Origin of the sequence: Rhizobium sp. Rhizsp82 (assembly GCF_047325115.1) — a bacterium.
Taxonomy (GTDB): Bacteria; Pseudomonadota; Alphaproteobacteria; order Rhizobiales; family Rhizobiaceae; genus Rhizobium.
The window spans coordinates 577,320-593,172 of sequence record NZ_CP168571.1 but is presented as its reverse complement, the minus strand read 5'-3'; the positions used below and the strand labels follow the sequence as shown (position 1 = coordinate 593,172).

The following is a 15,853-nucleotide window of genomic DNA, read 5'->3' as shown; positions in this document are numbered from 1 at the left end:
CGCAATCCATATTGAAAGCTACCCGGCAACCGCCCAGGAAGCGGCGATCTGCGCCCGGTCCATCGAGCGGGCAATACGCCCGGCATCCATGACGACGGCGCGGTCGCACATATGCGCGACAACGCCGGGATCGTGGCTGACGAGGACGAATGTCATGCCCTCGGATGCCTTGAGATCGTTCAGCAGATTGAGAATTCCGGCCTGTACGGAAACGTCGAGCGCCGAAGTTGGCTCGTCGAGCAGCAGCAGCTTCGGCTTCAGGAGCAGCGCCCGGGCGATTGCCACGCGCTGGCGCTGACCGCCGGAAAGCTGATGCGGATAGCGGCCTGCGACGGCTGCCGGAAGACCGACCCGCTCAAGCGCGATCCGCACCTGACCCTCCACATCGCGTTCGCCACGCAGCGACAGCGGCTCACCGAGAATGCGGGCGATGCGATGGCGCGGATGGAGCGAGGAATAGGGATCCTGAAACACCATCTGGATGCTGGCGCGTAGCGCTCCGGTGATCTTCCGTCCTGGCTGTAGCGGCTCACCGGAAACGGCAATCGAGCCCTGCCAGTTGGTGTTGAGACCGGCGATGGCGCGAAGCACTGTCGTCTTGCCGCAACCCGATGGCCCGATCAGCCCGAAGGTCTCGCCCGCGCCGACATCGAAGCTGACATCCCGCACCGCGGTGAAGCCCTTGTCGCGCCCCTGAAAGGTTACGGAGAGATTGGTGACGGACAGCGCGCTCATGGCTGCTCTCCATAGACCGGCAATCTCGTTCCGTAAGTCGCGGCCGACGGACGGGCAGCCCAGAGGGCACGCGTATAGTCCGACTTGGCATTTGCGAGATCGGCCGACACCATCTGTTCGTCGATCTTCCCGCGGCGCATCACCATCACACGATCGGCGTAGCGCGACACCTGCTGCAGGTCGTGGCTGATCAGCAGCAGGCCCATGCCAAGCTCCTCGCTCAGCGAGCGCAGCAGCGTGAGAATCTGATCCTGCAGCCCGCGATCGAGCGCGGAGGTCGGCTCGTCGGCGATCAGGAGCTTCGGGCGGTTGATCAGCATCGCGGCAATCATCACGCGCTGCCCCATGCCACCGGACAGCGCCGCCGGATAGCTGGAATAGATGCGGCTGACATCCGGCAGGCCGACCTTGTCGAGCATGTCGAGCGCCCGCTCCCGGCGCTCGGCGGCCGAGAGCTTGGTGTGAAGAAGCAGGGCTTCCTCCACCTGGCGGCCGATCCTGTGTGCCGGGTTCAGCGAGTATTTCGGGTCCTGCAGGATCAGCCCCATGCCGCTGCCGCGCAGGCTGTCCCATCCCTTTTCGGGGAGGGCCGTCAGATCCTGCCTGTCGAAGGAGAGGCGCACGGCCGCGACCTTTGCCCGTGAGGGCAGCAGGCCCATGATGGCGCGGCCGGTCATCGATTTGCCGGAGCCGGATTCTCCGACGAGCGCCACGACCTCGCGGCCTACCGAGAAGGATACGCCGTCGACGATCCGCACCGGTCCGTTTGCCGATGGAAAGGAGATCGACAGATCCTCGACCTGAAGCAAGGGATCAGTCATGGCGGGGATCCAGAATGTCGCGCAGGCCGTCGGCCAGCAGATTGAAGGCGAAGGACGTGATCAGGATGGCAATGCCGGGAACGGCGGCCACCCACCACTGGTCGAAGATCACCTGCGTGCCCTCCGAAACCATCGAGCCCCATTCCGCCGTCGGCGGACGCACGCCGAGGCCAAGGAAGCCGAGGCCCGCGGCGGCAAGGATGATGCCCGAAAGATCGAGCGCCAGGCGGATGATCGCCGAAGGCAACACGAGCGGCAGGATATGCCCCCAGAGCAGCCTGATGCCGCGAATGCCGACCATTTCGGCGGCGGCCAGATAGTCGCTGCGTCTCAGCGCTGCCGTCTCGACCCGAGCCTGCCGCGCATAGGCGGGCCAGCTCGTCAGCGCCAGAGCCAGCGCCCCGTTGATCAGCCCGGGCCCCATGATCGCGACGAAGGCAAAGGCAAGCAGCAGGCGCGGGAAGGACATGACGATATCGGTCAGCCGCATCAGCACGCGCTCGGTGATGCCGCCGAAGAAGCCCGCGAGAATGCCGACGAGTATCCCAAGCGGCGCCATCAGCAGCACGACGACGAGGACGAGCAGCAGCGTCGGGCGCGCGCCGTAGATGATGCGTGAGAGAATATCCCGGCCGAAACCGTCGGTGCCCAGCCAATGGGCCGCATCCGGCGGCATCAGCCGATTGGCCGTTTCCTGCAAGTTCGGATCGTAGGGCGCGATCCAGGGCGCGAAGAGCGCCAGCGCGAGGATGACGGTAACGACCACGCATCCCACGGCAGCGGCAGGCGAGCGCAGGAGAAGTTGCAGAAAGACGGATCCGCCGAGCGGCGGCTGAACGGCCTCGCTCATCGTCTCTTCCCTGCTTCCAGCCGTGCGACGCCGAGATCGGTCAGCGCGTTGAGCAGCACGAAGGAGGCGCCGACGATCAGCGTGGCGCCGAGAATAGCCGGCATGTCGCCGGAAAACATCGCCGTCGTCAGATAGCGGCCGATACCGGGCCAGGCAAAGACGGTTTCGGTCAGCACCGCGCCTTCGAGAAGGCTGGCATAGGAAAGCGCGATCACCGTCAGCAGCGTCCCTGAAATATTGGGAAGGATATGGACGAAGACGATGCGGCGCAGGCTCGCGCCCTTGGCACGCGCCGTCGTCGCATATTCCTGCCCGAGTTCGGTGAGCACGGCCGCGCGCGTCAGGCGCGAAATGGCGGCAAGCGCATGGAAGGCAAGCACGGTCGCAGGCAGCACGAGATGCGCCAGCGCATCGCGGAAGGCGCCCGCCTTGCCCGACATCCAGCTATCGACCAGCGCAAAGCCGGTAACCGGCTTGACCGTGAATTGAAAGACGACGTCGGCCCGGCCGGGTCCCGGCGCCCAATGCAGCCGGGCATAGAACAGGAGCAGCATCAGCAGCCCGAGCCAGAAAATCGGCACGGAATAGCCGAAGAGCGAAACGAAGCGCGCCAGACTGTCCACCCATGTCCTCTGCCGCATCGCGGCGGCGATGCCGAGCGACAGACCGACGATCGCGCCGATAACGATCGCTGCGGTGGCGAGCTCGATGGTTGCGGGAAAAGTGCGGGCGATATCCTTGGCGACGGGTTGGCCCGTGGAGATCGACTGCCCGAAATTGCCCGATAGCGCCGTCTCGACATAGCGCAGGAACTGCAACGGCAATGGCTGATCGAGCCCGAGCTCGACGCGCGCCTGCTCGTAGGTGGACTTGCTTGCGTGATCGCCGACGAGCTGCAGCGCCGGGTCGATCGGCGAAAGCCGCGTCATCGCGAACGTCACCAGCGCCAGGCCGAACAGGGTCAGCGCGAATGACCAGAACCACTTGAAAAGAGGCCAGATGAAAGACAACTCCCGCCAGCTGTTTCGCTGACGGGAGTCGGTCATGCCGGCATTATTGTTCGTTGCCGTTTGCGGCACTTATTTTTCTACCTTGTCGTAATAGACCTGGTCTGCGTTCAGACCCTGCGCATAGTTCTTCACCTTGTCGCTTAGCACGACCGGATCGTTGCCTTGAAGCGTAAAGATGAAGGGCGAGCTCGCCTGGATCTTCTTCTGCAGATCCTGATAGAGCGCGATGCGCTTGGCCGGATCCTGTTCCTTGACGGCAGAGAGCGTCTCGTCCGTCAGGTCCGGGATAACCCAGCCGGCATATTTCGCCGCCGTGTTGGTCGAGTTGTCCTTGTTGATCGCGAAGGCGCTGGCGTTGGAATGCGGATCGAAATAATCCGGGATCCAGTAGCGCAACGTCATCTCGAACTTGCCGGAGCGGCCACGGGCATAGATGTCGCTCGCCACGCCCGGCTGGATGTCGAGCGTGATACCGGCTTGCGCAAAGGTCGACTGAAGCGACTGCGCGATCGAGAGATAGGGCTGATCGTTGAAGACGATGAATTCGATCTTGAACGGCGTCTTGATGCCGGCGTCGGCCAGGATCTTCTTCGCCTTCTCAGGGTCGAGCTTGAACGGCGTATCCGTCAGGGCGCCCGGAAAGCCGACCGGAAGGAAGGACTGGTGGACGCTGCTCTGGCCGCGCAGGAGGTTCTTGGCGATACCGTCATAATCGACGAGATAGCGTGCCGCCTCCCAGAAGGCCGGATTGCCGAGCGTCGGGTTCGCCTTGGTGTTGAGCAGGATATAATCGGTGCGGGCCGAAGGAACCGAGAGAACCTTGATGCCGCTCTTGTCCTTCAGCGCTTCGATCTGGTCCGCAGAGAGACCACGGGCGATATCGGCATCACCCTGCTCGACGAGCAGACGGCGGGCGCCGACGTCAGGCACGTTGCGGATGATGACGTTTTCGAGCTTCGGCTTGTCCGACGAATTGGCATTCGCCTGCAGCACGAGGGCTTCATGCGGCGTGTAGGCAGCGATCGAGAAGGCGCCGCTGCCGGCCGAGTTGGTCTTCAGCCAGCCATTACCGAAGTCGTTGTCCTTGGCATTGGCCGAAACCGTCTGCTCGTCGACGACGGAGGCGATCGGGGCGGTCAGCAGCGAGAGCGCAAAACCGGCACCGACATCGGCGCTCCAGGTTAGCTTCACATGCTTGTCGTCCACCTTGGTCACGGCGCTGTCGACGGTCTCGGGCTTCCAGCCGAGTTCGTTGAGGATGAAGGCCGGAGACTTGTTGAGCTTGACGGCGCGCGTCAGCGAGAAGACCACATCTTCAGGACGAACCGGATTGCCGGAGGCGAATTTTGCATCGGCGAGCGCAAAGGTCAGGCTCTTGCCATCGCTGCCGGCTTCCCAGGAGGCGGCGAGCGCCGGCTCGATCTTCGTGCCATCGTCGCGGTTGGACTGCACGAGGCGCTGGTAGAGGTTGTTGAAGGACTGCACCGTCGTCAGCTCGAAACCTTCGGCCGGATCGAAGCTCGTCGCGTCATCGATCGACTGGGCAACGACGAGCGTGTCGTTCGGGGTTTCGGCGTGGGCGGCAAGCGGGCCGAGCGCAAGGCTGAATGCGGCGCCAAGAAGCGCTCCCCGCCAAGATTGCAGCAACATTTTCGTCTCCTGATTATATTTATATGCGCGTTGGACCCGGCAGAGCGCCGCACGCTAACAAGTGCAACTTACTGCGCAGCCTCACCTTTCATCAGGCCCGATCGTTGCGATTATCACGGTGAAGTGAGAAAAAAATTCCCTGAGAAAGCCGAAATCCGGCGCTCCACAGAAACAGCCGAACGGGTTCTGCAACTGAAAGCTGGTTGAAAGCTTCGACCGGATACCTACAAGGCCGCATCGTGGAGGAGGCACAATGTTCGTGGCGAAATGCGATGCGCCCATTTTATCCCGGAGGAGACCTTCATGCGTTTCACACGCAATCTATTCAATGGAATCGCCCTTTCTGCCGTCGTCACCGCCGCATCGCTTGGCGCATCCGCCGCACATGCTGCCGATAAGATCACCATCATGGTCGGTGGCTACGAAAAGCAGATCTATCTGCCCGCCAAGCTTGCCGAGAGCCTCGGCTACTTCAAGGATGAAGGCCTCGATGTCGAGCTTCTGAACGAAGCCGCAGGCGTCGATGCCGAAAACCAGCTGCTGGCCGGCGCCGTTCAGGGCGTCGTCGGCTTCTACGATCACTGTGTCGACCTGCAGGCCAAGGGCAAGTTCGTCGAATCCATCGTGCAGTTCAGCCAGGCGCCGGGCGAAGTGGAACTCGTTTCCACCAAGCATCCCGAGATCAAGTCGCCGGCCGACTTCAAGGGCAAGAGCCTCGGCGTCACCGGCCTCGGCTCCTCGACCAATTTCCTCACCCTCTTCATGGCATCCAAGGCCGGCCTGCAGCCGGGCGACGTCGTGACGGTTCCGGTCGGTGCCGGCGGCACCTTCATCGCCGCCATGCAGCAGGATCAGATCCAGGCCGGCATGACCACCGAGCCCACCATCTCGCGCATGCTGAAGACCGGCGAAGCCAAGGTTCTCGTCGACATGCGTACGGTCGATGCGACCCGCCAGGCGCTCGGCGGCACCTATCCGGCAGCCTCGCTCTATCTCGAAAGCTCCTGGGTGGACGAGCACAAGGAAGAAACCCAGAAGCTCGCCAACGCCTTCGTGAAGACGCTGAAATTCATCAACACGCATTCTGCGGCCGAAATCGCCGACAAGATGCCGAAGGATTTCTACGTCGGCGACAAGGATGGGTACATCAAGGCGCTTGAAGAAGGCAAAGGCATGTTCACGCCGGATGGCGTGATGCCGGAAGATGGTCCGAAGACGGTTCTGGCCGTGCTGTCCGAGTTCTCGAAGAACGTAAAGGGCAAGCAGATCGACCTCTCCAAGACCTACACGACCGAGTTCGTCAAGAACGCGAAGTAACTTCTGTCGCGACGGCTCCCGCCGGATGGCGGGAGCGCAGCGCGCTATGGGCACTGCGTGCACGCCCGCAGAGGCACGCATAGGTATCGCCATGCAGCAGGAAAACATGAAGACGCCTGCGGTGGAGCTGATCAATGTCAGCCGCCGCTTTGTCTCGCCGACCGGCAAGTCCCTCACCGCTCTCCGCGACTTCAACATGACCGTCGAACGCGGCGAGTTCGTTGCCGTCGTCGGCCCGACGGGATGCGGCAAGTCGACGACGCTCAACCTCGTGACCGGGCTTGCCCGGCCGAGCGCCGGCGAGGTTCGCCTGATGGGCGGCCCGATCACCGGCATCGACCGCCGCGTCGGCTTTGCATTCCAGACCGATGCGCTCTTCCCCTGGAAGAACGTCATCGACAACGTGATGGCCGGGCCGCTGTTTCGCGGCAAGTCGAAGGCGGAAGCCGAAAAGAGCGCCAAGGACTGGCTGGCCCGCGTCGGCCTGTCGAAATTCCTGCATCACTATCCGCACCAGCTTTCGGGCGGCATGCGCAAGCGCGTCTCGCTGGCGCAGACCTTCATCAACGAACCGGAAATCCTGCTGATGGACGAGCCCTTCTCGGCGCTCGACGTCCAGACCCGCACCGTCATGCATGAAGAGCTGCTGAAGCTCTGGGCCGAGCGCAAGGCTTCGGTGATCTTCGTCACCCACGACCTCGAGGAAGCCGTGGCTCTCGCCGACAAGGTCTATGTGCTGACGGCGGGCCCGGCGACGGTGAAGTCGGTCTACACGATCGATCTGCCGCGGCCGCGCGTGGTGTCCGAGATCCGCTACGAGCAGAACTTCATCGACTATTGCAAGACCATCTGGGACGACCTGCGCGAAGAGGTGGAAACCAGCTACCGCCGCGCAAGCGAAGCGGCCTGAGGGAGGGGACAATGACTGATACGACAATGGGCGCGGGCTCCGCTGCGCTGTTTCGCCCGGGAACTTCGGATGCGGAAATCGAGGCATCCGCGATGAAGGCGATGAAGCGGCGCACCGCGCTTGTCCGCTTCTGGCAGATCGCCATCCTCGTCTTCGTCATCGGCATGTGGGAGCTGTCCTCCAACATGCAGTGGATCGATCCGTTCTTCTACTCGAGCCCGAGCGGCGTCATCGAGCGCCTCTACGAATGGGCGACCGAGGGCACGACCGAAGGCTCGCTCTGGTACAATCTGTGGGTCACCATGGAAGAGGCGCTGATCGGCTTCTTCGCCGGCTCGATCACCGGCGTCTTCGTCGGCATCGGCCTTGGCCGCAATCGTTTCCTCTCGGATATCTTCTCGGTCTATATCAAGGCGATCAACTCGATCCCGCGCGTCGTTCTCGCGCCGATCTTCATCATGATCATGGGTCTCGGCCTTCCCTCCAAGGTAGCGCTCGCCTTCATCATGGTGTTCTTCGTGGTCTTCGCCAACGCCTTCCAGGGTGTGCGCGAAGCCGACCGCAACATGATCGCCAATGCCCGCATTCTCGGCGCCTCCGACTGGCAGGTGACCCGCACCGTCGTCATTCCCTCGGCGATGAGCTGGATCTTCGCCAGCCTTCACGTGTCGTTCGGCTTTGCGATCATCGGCGCCATCGTCGGCGAGTTCGTCGGCGCCCGCTTCGGCATCGGTCAGCTGATCTCGATTGCCAAGGGCACCTTCGATGCTGCCGGCATGTTCGCAGCGATCCTGCTGGTCATGGTGGTGACGCTCGTTGCCGAATACATCATGACAATCATCGAGAACCGCCTCGCCAAGTGGCGGCCGCAGCAGCAGATGGACGTACAATAAAAGAGGCCATCCTCCCAAGGCTTCGGAAGGCCGGATCGCAAGATCCGGCCTTTTTTTCATGCCGATCCCGCAGCCACGATCGGAAGCCGGACGCTGACGACGAGACCGCCGCCATCGGCCTGAGAAAGGTCAACCGTGCCGCCGGCACCGTCGACAACCTCGCGGACGATTGCCAGTCCCAGGCCGCTGCCTTCGCCTTCGGTGCCGAGCACCCGGTAGAAGCGCTCGAACACCTGTTCGCGCTCATCGGCCGGAATGCCGGGACCGTTGTCCTCGACATCGAGAACGGCAAGATCCCCTGCCCTGCTCACCGAAACCGTCACCCGGCCGCCGCGGCGGGTATAGCGGATCGCATTGTCGACGAGATTGACGAGCATTTCCCGCAGCATCGTGCCGTCGCCTTCCACCGGCACGGGGCCTGAAACCTCCAGGCCGAGATCGATATCGCGCTGCAGGGCCTGCTCCGCATGGGCTGCGACGATATCGCGGGCAGCAGTGGAAAGATCGATCGTATCGCTGCGCGGCCTCCGGCTTCCGGGCTCGGCACGCGACAGCGTCAGAAGCTGACTTGCCAGGCGGGACATATGACGCGTGCTGCTGCGCAACGCCTGCAGCGCCTCGTCGCGCTTCATCTCATCCGTCTCGCGCGCTGCCACGCTCGCCTGCGTCGACATCAGCGCCAGCGGCGTCCTGAGCTGATGCGCAGCATTCGACACGAAGCGCCGCTGCGCCGCCATCTGGTTCTGGACGCGCTCCATGTGATCGTTCAGCGCCCGCACGAGCGGCTGGAACTCTGTCTGGACCATGGCCGGCGACAACGGATCGAGCCGCTCGCGCCCGCGGGCGCGCACGGCATCGCGCAGGCGCAGTGCCGGTGCCAGTCCCCGCTGAAGGCCAATGATGGTGACCGCGCCTGCGAGCAGCACGAGAATGAACTGCTTGCTAAAATCGTCGAGCCACAGCCGCCGGCGCAGCGCATATTGGCTGTTGTGGGTGATCGCCACGGTGACCGAGATATCGCCATCGTCAGGCAGGCCGACGACCGGGTGATTGAGCGTCAGCGCCCGAACCGTCGAGTTGCGGAACGTCACGTCCTGGCCGGTGCGATCGACGGTCGGCAGCGGCAGATCGGGAAAGCCGCTGACCAGGTTTCCCCAGGCGGTGATCACCTGATAGAAGACCTGATCGCCATAGCCGGTATCGAACATCTCGAGCGCCGCAGGCGGAATATCCGCTTCGATATTGCCGCCCTCATCGACCCGCACCGCTTCGGCGATCACCCGCGCCGAACTCAGCAGCGTACGGTCGGAGACCAGCTTCGCGGTCTGGTCGGCCGTCCGGTAGCTGTCATAGAGATTGAAGCAGATTGCCCCGACGAGCGTCAGCACCACCCAGGCCAGAAGCTGGGCGCGCAGGCTTTGCCGCAAGCTCCACACACCCGTCAGCGCATTCCGCAGACGGCTCATCCTAGGACGCGTCCCGCAGCAGATATCCAAGCCCGCGCAGCGTCGCGATCTGGGCAGAGCTCGTCTCAAGTTTCTTCCGCAGCCGGTGGACGTAGATCTCGATGGCGCTCGGGTCCGCCTCGTCATCGAAACCGAAGACGCTTTCCGACAGCGCCGCCTTCGACACCGTCGTTCCTACCCGGGTGATCAGATGCTCGAGAACAGCATGTTCCCTGGGCGTCAGGGCGAGCGGCTCGCCATTGATAGAAAATTGCCGCGTCGCGCCTGCAAAGGTGAGATCGCCGACCACCACCTCGGGCGCCGCACGATCCTGCCCGCGCCGGACGATCGCCCTGATGCGCGCCTCCAGCTCGGCAATCTCGAAGGGCTTGGCGAGATAATCGTCGGCACCGCCATCCAGGCCGGCGACGCGGCCGTCGAGGCTGGCATTGGCCGTCAGGATGATAACTGGAACCCGCTCGCCGCTCTGCCGGAGCCGCTTCAGAAGCGTCATACCATCGACTTTCGGGATCGAGAGATCGAGGATCACCGCCGAATAGCTCGCCACCTTGAGCATCAATTCGGCATCCTCGCCATCGAAGGCTATGTCGACTGCATATTGCGCCTGGCGGAGAGCCTTTGCGAGCCAGTCGGCCAGCTCTCTGTTGTCTTCGACGATGAGGATTTTCATGCGCTAGCTATATCATTTCCGGGAGCCGGAAAGAAAGCGTCCGGCCTTGCTGCGCGGGAGAAAAGCTCGCGTTTTCGCAGGGGACGCGGGCTCCCGGAAGGAGCCCGCTGACCTCGCTACCCGCTCAGGACTTTGTGGTGCTCGCGGTATAGATCTCGTCGATCGTCTTGCCGAGGCTGGTGTCGAATTCAGCATCCGCCATCGTCACCCGCAGGTCTTCGGTCAGCGCGCGTGAGAAGCTGGCGATCATGCCGTGGTTATGGCTGAGCTTGTCGCAGGCATCGGCGCGCGTGTAGCCGCCGGAGAGCGCCACAACGCGGATGACCGACTTGTGGTCGCTGAGCGGCTTGTAGAAATCGGCGACACTCGGAAGCGTAAGCTTCAGCATCACCTTCTTGCCTGCCGGCAGCGCATCGAGCTCGCGCAGGATTTCCTCGCGCAGGATTACCTCCGCCTCGCGCTTGGTCGGGCTCTTGATGGAGACTTCAGGCTCGATGATCGGCACGAGACCGTGCTCGAGGATGCGCTGACCGACCGTGAACTGCTGATGCACGACGGCGGCAATGCCCGCCCGGTTCGCCTCGGCGATGACCGAGCGCATCTTGGTGCCGAAGATGCCCTTCTTGACCGCCCGCTCCAGCAGCCCGTCGAGCTCCGGCATCGGCTTCAGCACCTGGACGCCATTGACCTCGGCCGCCAGCCCCTTGTCGACCTTGAGGAACGGCACGACACCGCGCTCTTCCCAGAGGAATGTCGGCACCGGCTTACCTTTAGCCTCGCCATCCATAGTCTTTTCGAAGAGGATCGCGCCGATCACCTTGTCGCCGGAAAATGCCGGCGCCGTCATGATGCGCACGCGCATCTCGTGCATCAGCCGGAACATTTCGTCTTCGCCGCTGTAATCGCTATCGGCGATGCCATAGAGGCGCAAAGCCCCCGGCGTCGAGCCGCCGCTCTGGTCGAGCGCTGCGATGAAACCCGCTTTGTCAGCCATCTGAGACATCATTTTTGCATCAGCCATTATTTTCCCCATTGCGCTGCAACTCGCGCGTTTCAGAAGACGGCATCGAACCGGGCAGCCGCCCGGCGCAAAAGCAACGTCTCACATTCCTGCACAAACGGCCACCTTCTTGCGAAGGCGGCCGGAGCTAAAAATGGAGCAGGCTGAGCCCGGCTCAAGACGGGCGTATGGAGCAAATTATTGTGTCAGGCGCGGCAGACCTGTTGCGGCCACCTGGCCGATGGTTTTGAAGGCCGCCGTTAGGTCGGTAGCGTTCTCGGCGTAGAAGAAAGTCGCCGCAGATGTCGCGCATTTCGACAGCAGGTTCTTACCCTGGTCGGAGGCGCTGAAGGCAACCGTATAGACGGTGATCCCCTTGCTCTTTGCCGTGGCGCAGTGGGTCAGCGTCGTCGTGTCGTCGGACGACGAGGAGTTTTCGCCGTCGGTCATGAAGACGATCGCCTTGTTCGGCGTCAGGCCGTTCTTGTTCTTGTGGATCGTGTCTTCACTGGTCGAGTTCAGCGCATCGAGCGCCACCTTGAAGGCACCAGTCGAGCTCGTGCCTCCGGTCGGGGTCAGCGCGTCGATATAATTGTCGGTTGCCGACCAGCCCCAGGCGAGCGGCGTCTCGGTCTGCTTTGCGGAATTGTAGGACACGGCTCCGGTGCGGATCAGGCCGGCGCTCGGGTCGGCGGTCGCAAAGGTGCTGAACAGCGTGTCTGCCGCCAGCTTCAGCGCCTCGATGCGCTGATAGTAGCAGGGCGTCTTGCTGCCGCCGTCTTTGATCGTGCTGGCATTCGGCATGTAGTAATAGTGGCAGGGCTGCGTCGTCGACTTGATCGAGGTCGTGCTCGTCTGCATCGAGCCCGAGCGGTCGAGCACCAGATACATCGACAGCGAATTGCTTGCGCCGCGCGACGAGGTGGACCGGCTGCTGATGGAGATCTTCGCAGTCTGCTGGTTGAAGACACTCATCATCGGCGACAGCGCCATGGAAAGATCGAAGGCAAGATCGACGGTATAGGTTTTGCTGTTGTTGACGCCGGTGACCGTCGAGACGGTGATCTGCGGCGAGACAGCCAGGCCCTCGCCTGTCATCTGGCCCTTCAAATAGTCCGTCGCCAGCGATTTCGCCTGCGCCTCGGTGATGCCGTTCGAGGCCAGCGCCGAAGAGGCCGCGAGGGCCGCGCCATCGGCGTAGTTCTGCAGGTTTTGCTTCGTCAGCAGCATATTGGAGAAATCGACGGCGACGCCCGCCGATCCGATCAGAACCGGCATCAGCACCGCCGTCATGATCCCGAAATTACCGCCGATATCACTGACGAATGCACGAATTCTACGCTTGAACATCCTGGCCCCCGCCGCTTTTGTTTCGGCCAGCATCTCCCGCCGCTAATTAAGATCGGCCTTCAATTGACGGGAGACGGACGGAGATTTCGGAAATATCCTTAAGAATTACAATGCTTTCCAGTTGGTAAAGGCAGTGCGGACCGTCCAGAGGGCGCCACGCCGCCTAGACGAGAAACGCATCATCGATGGGAATCTGCATGGCCGTCAGCAGGTGGTTGTTCTGCCCCGCAAGCGCGATCACCGAGAGCAGTTCGGCATGCTGGGCCTCGGTCATCCCCCGCGCCTTTGCCGCTGCGGTATGCGAGTGGACGCAGTAGGAGCAGCTGTTTGCCGCCGAGACGGCGATGTAGATCATCTCACGCGTCAGCGGGTCGAGCGCGCCTTCGGCCGACATTACCGTCTTCACCCCTTCCCAGGTCCGCTTCAGAAGGGCGGGATCGTTGGCGAGGCCGCGCCAGAAGTTGTTGACGAAATCTGACTTGCGGGTGGCTCTGATGTCGTCGAACACCGCCTTGGCAGCGGGATTTGCTTCGACTTCGGCATCGGTGAGGAGCTTGACGGTGGCCATTGCGGTTCCTTTCGTGATCAAGAACCGTGAGCCTACATGATTTTCCGCGGCATGCAGCCGGGCGGCGCGAATTCTTCGCCTGCCCCGGGGCCCACCTGACGGACCGGCCATCCCGAAATCTTGCGATACCTCTATCGGTGTGCATATGACACTGAAAATCAGAACGAATCTAATTTAGAGAGCGCAAATGTCCCTCGCCCAAAGCGGATCAGCGGATATCGGTTCTGCCGCCGATTTGGCGGAGGCTGGCGTCTTCACCTGGGATCTCGGCACCGACACCGTCTATGCCGATACGACATTGGCAGCCCTGTTCGGTTTCGATGCCGAGGTCGCCCAGTCGGGACAGCCGATCATTCACTTCCTCGACCGCATCGATGCGGCCGACAAGCCGCGCATCGCGCAGGCAATCCACGAGGCGATCGTTACCGGCGCGGCCTATCAGCAGGACTACGACATCCTGCGCCCCGACGGCACGCGCGCAAGTGTCTCGGCCTTCGGCCGCTGCTTCCGTGACGCCGCCGGTACGCCGTCGCATTATGCCGGTATCGTCTGCCCGAAGGCGGATGAGCGCGCGCCGCAGGACAGCCTCTTCTGGCACTGCCTGCAGGCCTATCACCTCGCCCGCCAATGCGGCCAATGGGATATGGTGCGCCATCTGGAGCTGGCGCTGAGAGAATTCGGCCACCCGCTGCGGGCGACGGAAGCCATGCACTGAGGCGGCGCTGGAGCTGATCGCGCGACAGGCGAAAAATACCACTTCCCTTCGATGGCAATCGGATGCATCTCTTCGGCCCTGCGTCGGCGGGTGTCGCCGGCGGTTCGAATGAGAATGGATAAGCATCATGATGCAGCAGGGATGGAACCACCCGGTCGCCGCCATTACCGAAACCGAGCGCGCCGAGCGCCTTGAAAGCCTGCGCCGCCGCATGCGCGAACAGGGCATCGCCGCCACCCTGCTTGGCCCGACCGAGAGCCTGCGCTATTTCACCGGCCTTGTCTGGCACCTGAGCGAGCGCCTGCTCGGCGCCGTCGTCACGGACGACAAGCTCACCTATATCGTTCCAGGCTTCGAACTCAGCCGCGTCGAGACCCTGCCGCACCTGCCGGGCGAGATCGCCGTATGGCAGGAAGAGGAAAGCCCGTCGGCGCTGGTCGCATCGCTCGCCGGTGCCAAAGGCCTGCTTGCACTCGACGATGCGCTGCCGCTTGCCTTCTACCACGCCTGCTCGAAGGTCATGGATCCGGCGCGGCTGGTGGATGGCGGCCCGCTCATCAACGGCCTTCGGCTGATCAAGTCGGAGACCGAGATTGCGCTCATCAAATACGCAATGGGCCTCACGCTCGACATCCACGCCAAGGTGCGCGGCATGCTGCAGCCGGGCATCGCCGCTTCCGAAGTGATCCGCTATATCGACCAGCAGCATCGCGCCGCCGGAGCCGATAACGGCTCGAGCTTCTGCATCGTCTCCTTCGGCGGTGCCACGGCGCTGCCGCATGGCGCCGATGGCGAGCAGATCCTGCAGAAGGGCGATGTCATTCTGGTCGATACCGGCTGCCGTCTCGACGGCTATCACTCGGACCTGACCCGCACATATATGCTTGATGGCGGCAATGCCGAATTCGAGCGCGCCTGGACGATCGAGCGCGCCGGGCAGCAGGCCGTTTTCGATGGGGCCAAGCTCGGCGCCGCTTGCGAAACACTCGATGCCGCCGCCCGCGAAACCTTTGGCAGCCACGGCCTCGGCCCGGACTATCGCCTGCCCGGTCTGCCGCATCGCGCCGGCCACGGCCTTGGCCTGGAAATCCACGAGGGTCCGTTTATCGTGCGCGGCAACAAGACGCCGCTTGCAGCGGGCATGTGCTTCTCGAACGAACCGATGGTGGTCTTCCCCGGCCAGTTCGGCGTTCGCCTCGAAGACCATATCTACATGAGCGAAACCGGCGCCAACTGGTTCACGAAGCCGGCGAAGGACCCTGTCTCGGTCTGATCGCTGACGAAGCAGCAAATGCAAAATGGCCTGCACGGGATACCCGCGCAGGCCATTTCATTTTGGCAAAGCCTGTATCAGCCAGCCGGATGCGCTTCTCTTCGGGCAAGCTTGCCCTCTTCGGCCTTGTAGAAATACTGGCTGGCAACCAGCCACCCCTTCAGAGGCCTCAGCGGCGGAATGCAGGTGAGCGCCATGAACGGGCCGGTGACCAGGAACTGAACCCAGAGCGGCGCCGAGAAGGCGACTTCGAGCCAGACACCGAGCAGCACGCTCGGCACGCAGGCAAAGCAGATGACGAAGAAGGCCGGGCCATCCGCCGGGTCGGCGAAGGAGTAGTCCAGGCCGCAGGCCTCGCATTCGGTTTTCAGCGTCAGGAAGCCATTGAACATGTGCCCCTGCCCGCAACGCGGACAACGGCCGCGTACGCCGGTCTGCATGGGAGGAAGAGGAGGATAATCGGTATCCACGGCAGTCTCGCTTTTCGGGTTGCGAGGCATCCTTAAATGCATTCAATGCCTCTAAATGTATGCATACAATATAATTACATTGAACGCGGATTGCTAGTCTATTAGTCACAATGCCGCAGGATTGTGGGAAGAGGATTAATGGAGCCCTTCCGCGC

At 62.7% G+C, this 15,853-nt stretch carries 16 protein-coding genes; 5 read left to right on the top strand and 11 right to left on the bottom strand.

Translation table 11 applies throughout. From position 1 onward, the window contains the following. Positions 1 to 18: 18 nt before the first annotated feature. Genes ACEN84_RS26935 through ACEN84_RS26915 form a run of 5 tightly spaced genes read right to left on the bottom strand, consistent with a single transcriptional unit; the run spans position 19 to position 5,066 of the window. Positions 19 to 735 carry an ABC transporter ATP-binding protein gene (locus ACEN84_RS26935; RefSeq protein WP_413712319.1) on the bottom strand — a complete coding sequence of 239 codons (717 nt, stop codon included), beginning with the start codon at positions 733 to 735 and terminating at the stop codon, positions 19 to 21. Beyond that, a complete protein-coding gene (locus ACEN84_RS26930; RefSeq protein ID WP_413712318.1) occupies positions 732 to 1,556 on the bottom strand; it encodes an ATP-binding cassette domain-containing protein in 825 nt (274 codons plus the stop codon). Before ACEN84_RS26930 ends, ACEN84_RS26935 begins: the two co-directional genes overlap by 4 nt. Then, positions 1,549 to 2,406, bottom strand: a complete 858-nt coding sequence (locus ACEN84_RS26925; protein ID WP_413712317.1) for an ABC transporter permease — start codon at positions 2,404 to 2,406, stop codon at positions 1,549 to 1,551. The genes ACEN84_RS26930 and ACEN84_RS26925 overlap by 8 nt, the downstream gene beginning before the upstream one ends. Beyond that, positions 2,403 to 3,485, bottom strand: coding sequence for an ABC transporter permease (locus tag ACEN84_RS26920; protein WP_413712316.1), 1,083 nt, complete (start codon positions 3,483 to 3,485; stop codon positions 2,403 to 2,405). The genes ACEN84_RS26925 and ACEN84_RS26920 overlap by 4 nt, the downstream gene beginning before the upstream one ends. Beyond that, the gene (locus ACEN84_RS26915; protein ID WP_413712315.1) at positions 3,486 to 5,066 is read right to left on the bottom strand and encodes an ABC transporter substrate-binding protein; all 1,581 of its coding nucleotides are present in this window, start codon (positions 5,064 to 5,066) and stop codon (positions 3,486 to 3,488) included. A 303-nt stretch (positions 5,067 to 5,369) separates the two neighbouring features. On the opposite strand from ACEN84_RS26915, the gene ACEN84_RS26910 reads away from it, so the two are divergent. The 3 genes from ACEN84_RS26910 to ACEN84_RS26900 all read left to right on the top strand — a co-directional run bounded on the left by ACEN84_RS26910 (position 5,370) and on the right by ACEN84_RS26900 (position 8,186). Then, positions 5,370 to 6,383 carry an ABC transporter substrate-binding protein gene (locus ACEN84_RS26910; protein WP_112711220.1) on the top strand — a complete coding sequence of 338 codons (1,014 nt, stop codon included), beginning with the start codon at positions 5,370 to 5,372 and terminating at the stop codon, positions 6,381 to 6,383. Positions 6,384 to 6,474: 91 nt separating this feature from the next. Further along, complete coding sequence (locus tag ACEN84_RS26905; RefSeq protein ID WP_112711221.1) at positions 6,475 to 7,293, top strand: ABC transporter ATP-binding protein; 819 nt, start codon at positions 6,475 to 6,477, stop codon at positions 7,291 to 7,293. A gap of 11 nt (positions 7,294 to 7,304) precedes the next feature. Next, positions 7,305 to 8,186 (top strand): ABC transporter permease, encoded by an 882-nt coding sequence (locus tag ACEN84_RS26900; RefSeq protein WP_112711222.1) that lies wholly within the window; start codon positions 7,305 to 7,307, stop codon positions 8,184 to 8,186. 56 nt (positions 8,187 to 8,242) lie between these two features. On the opposite strand, the gene ACEN84_RS26895 is transcribed toward ACEN84_RS26900, so the two are convergent. From ACEN84_RS26895 to ACEN84_RS26875, 5 genes are all read right to left on the bottom strand, one after another. Beyond that, a complete protein-coding gene (locus tag ACEN84_RS26895) occupies positions 8,243 to 9,652 on the bottom strand; it encodes a sensor histidine kinase (RefSeq protein ID WP_413712314.1) in 1,410 nt (469 codons plus the stop codon). 1 nt (position 9,653) lies between these two features. Continuing rightward, entirely contained in the window at positions 9,654 to 10,322 is a 669-nt protein-coding gene (locus tag ACEN84_RS26890; RefSeq protein WP_413712313.1) for a response regulator, read from the bottom strand. A gap of 124 nt (positions 10,323 to 10,446) precedes the next feature. After that, positions 10,447 to 11,343 (bottom strand): fructose bisphosphate aldolase, encoded by an 897-nt coding sequence (locus ACEN84_RS26885; protein WP_130281643.1) that lies wholly within the window; start codon positions 11,341 to 11,343, stop codon positions 10,447 to 10,449. 177 nt (positions 11,344 to 11,520) lie between these two features. After that, the gene (locus ACEN84_RS26880) at positions 11,521 to 12,672 is read right to left on the bottom strand and encodes a VWA domain-containing protein (RefSeq protein ID WP_413712312.1); all 1,152 of its coding nucleotides are present in this window, start codon (positions 12,670 to 12,672) and stop codon (positions 11,521 to 11,523) included. 163 nt (positions 12,673 to 12,835) lie between these two features. After that, complete coding sequence (locus ACEN84_RS26875; protein WP_413712311.1) at positions 12,836 to 13,240, bottom strand: carboxymuconolactone decarboxylase family protein; 405 nt, start codon at positions 13,238 to 13,240, stop codon at positions 12,836 to 12,838. 187 nt (positions 13,241 to 13,427) lie between these two features. Here ACEN84_RS26875 and ACEN84_RS26870 point away from each other — a divergent pair, with 187 nt between their 5' ends. Beyond that, entirely contained in the window at positions 13,428 to 13,955 is a 528-nt protein-coding gene (locus tag ACEN84_RS26870; protein WP_413712310.1) for a PAS domain-containing protein, read from the top strand. Positions 13,956 to 14,082: 127 nt separating this feature from the next. Next, on the top strand, positions 14,083 to 15,228 hold the full coding sequence (locus ACEN84_RS26865) for a M24 family metallopeptidase (RefSeq protein WP_413712309.1): 1,146 nt from the start codon (positions 14,083 to 14,085) through the stop codon (positions 15,226 to 15,228). A 77-nt stretch (positions 15,229 to 15,305) separates the two neighbouring features. Here ACEN84_RS26865 and ACEN84_RS26860 read toward each other — a convergent pair whose 3' ends face one another. Beyond that, a complete protein-coding gene (locus tag ACEN84_RS26860) occupies positions 15,306 to 15,698 on the bottom strand; it encodes a DUF983 domain-containing protein (RefSeq protein ID WP_112711335.1) in 393 nt (130 codons plus the stop codon). Between the last annotated feature and the right edge of the window lie 155 nt (positions 15,699 to 15,853).

What these genes read in the sequence shown, in the direction of transcription:
- ACEN84_RS26935 (WP_413712319.1), bottom strand. Translation starts at nt 735, where the DNA reads ATGAGCGCGCTGTCCGTCACCAATCTCTCCGTAACCTTTCAGGGGCGC.
- ACEN84_RS26930 (WP_413712318.1), bottom strand. Translation starts at nt 1,556, where the DNA reads ATGACTGATCCCTTGCTTCAGGTCGAGGATCTGTCGATCTCCTTTCCA.
- ACEN84_RS26925 (WP_413712317.1), bottom strand. Translation starts at nt 2,406, where the DNA reads ATGAGCGAGGCCGTTCAGCCGCCGCTCGGCGGATCCGTCTTTCTGCAA.
- ACEN84_RS26915 (WP_413712315.1), bottom strand. Translation starts at nt 5,066, where the DNA reads ATGTTGCTGCAATCTTGGCGGGGAGCGCTTCTTGGCGCCGCATTCAGC.
- ACEN84_RS26910 (WP_112711220.1), top strand. Translation starts at nt 5,370, where the DNA reads ATGCGTTTCACACGCAATCTATTCAATGGAATCGCCCTTTCTGCCGTC.
- ACEN84_RS26905 (WP_112711221.1), top strand. Translation starts at nt 6,475, where the DNA reads ATGCAGCAGGAAAACATGAAGACGCCTGCGGTGGAGCTGATCAATGTC.
- ACEN84_RS26900 (WP_112711222.1), top strand. Translation starts at nt 7,305, where the DNA reads ATGACTGATACGACAATGGGCGCGGGCTCCGCTGCGCTGTTTCGCCCG.
- ACEN84_RS26895 (WP_413712314.1), bottom strand. Translation starts at nt 9,652, where the DNA reads ATGAGCCGTCTGCGGAATGCGCTGACGGGTGTGTGGAGCTTGCGGCAA.
- ACEN84_RS26890 (WP_413712313.1), bottom strand. Translation starts at nt 10,322, where the DNA reads ATGAAAATCCTCATCGTCGAAGACAACAGAGAGCTGGCCGACTGGCTC.
- ACEN84_RS26885 (WP_130281643.1), bottom strand. Translation starts at nt 11,343, where the DNA reads ATGGCTGATGCAAAAATGATGTCTCAGATGGCTGACAAAGCGGGTTTC.
- ACEN84_RS26880 (WP_413712312.1), bottom strand. Translation starts at nt 12,672, where the DNA reads ATGTTCAAGCGTAGAATTCGTGCATTCGTCAGTGATATCGGCGGTAAT.
- ACEN84_RS26875 (WP_413712311.1), bottom strand. Translation starts at nt 13,240, where the DNA reads ATGGCCACCGTCAAGCTCCTCACCGATGCCGAAGTCGAAGCAAATCCC.
- ACEN84_RS26870 (WP_413712310.1), top strand. Translation starts at nt 13,428, where the DNA reads ATGTCCCTCGCCCAAAGCGGATCAGCGGATATCGGTTCTGCCGCCGAT.
- ACEN84_RS26865 (WP_413712309.1), top strand. Translation starts at nt 14,083, where the DNA reads ATGATGCAGCAGGGATGGAACCACCCGGTCGCCGCCATTACCGAAACC.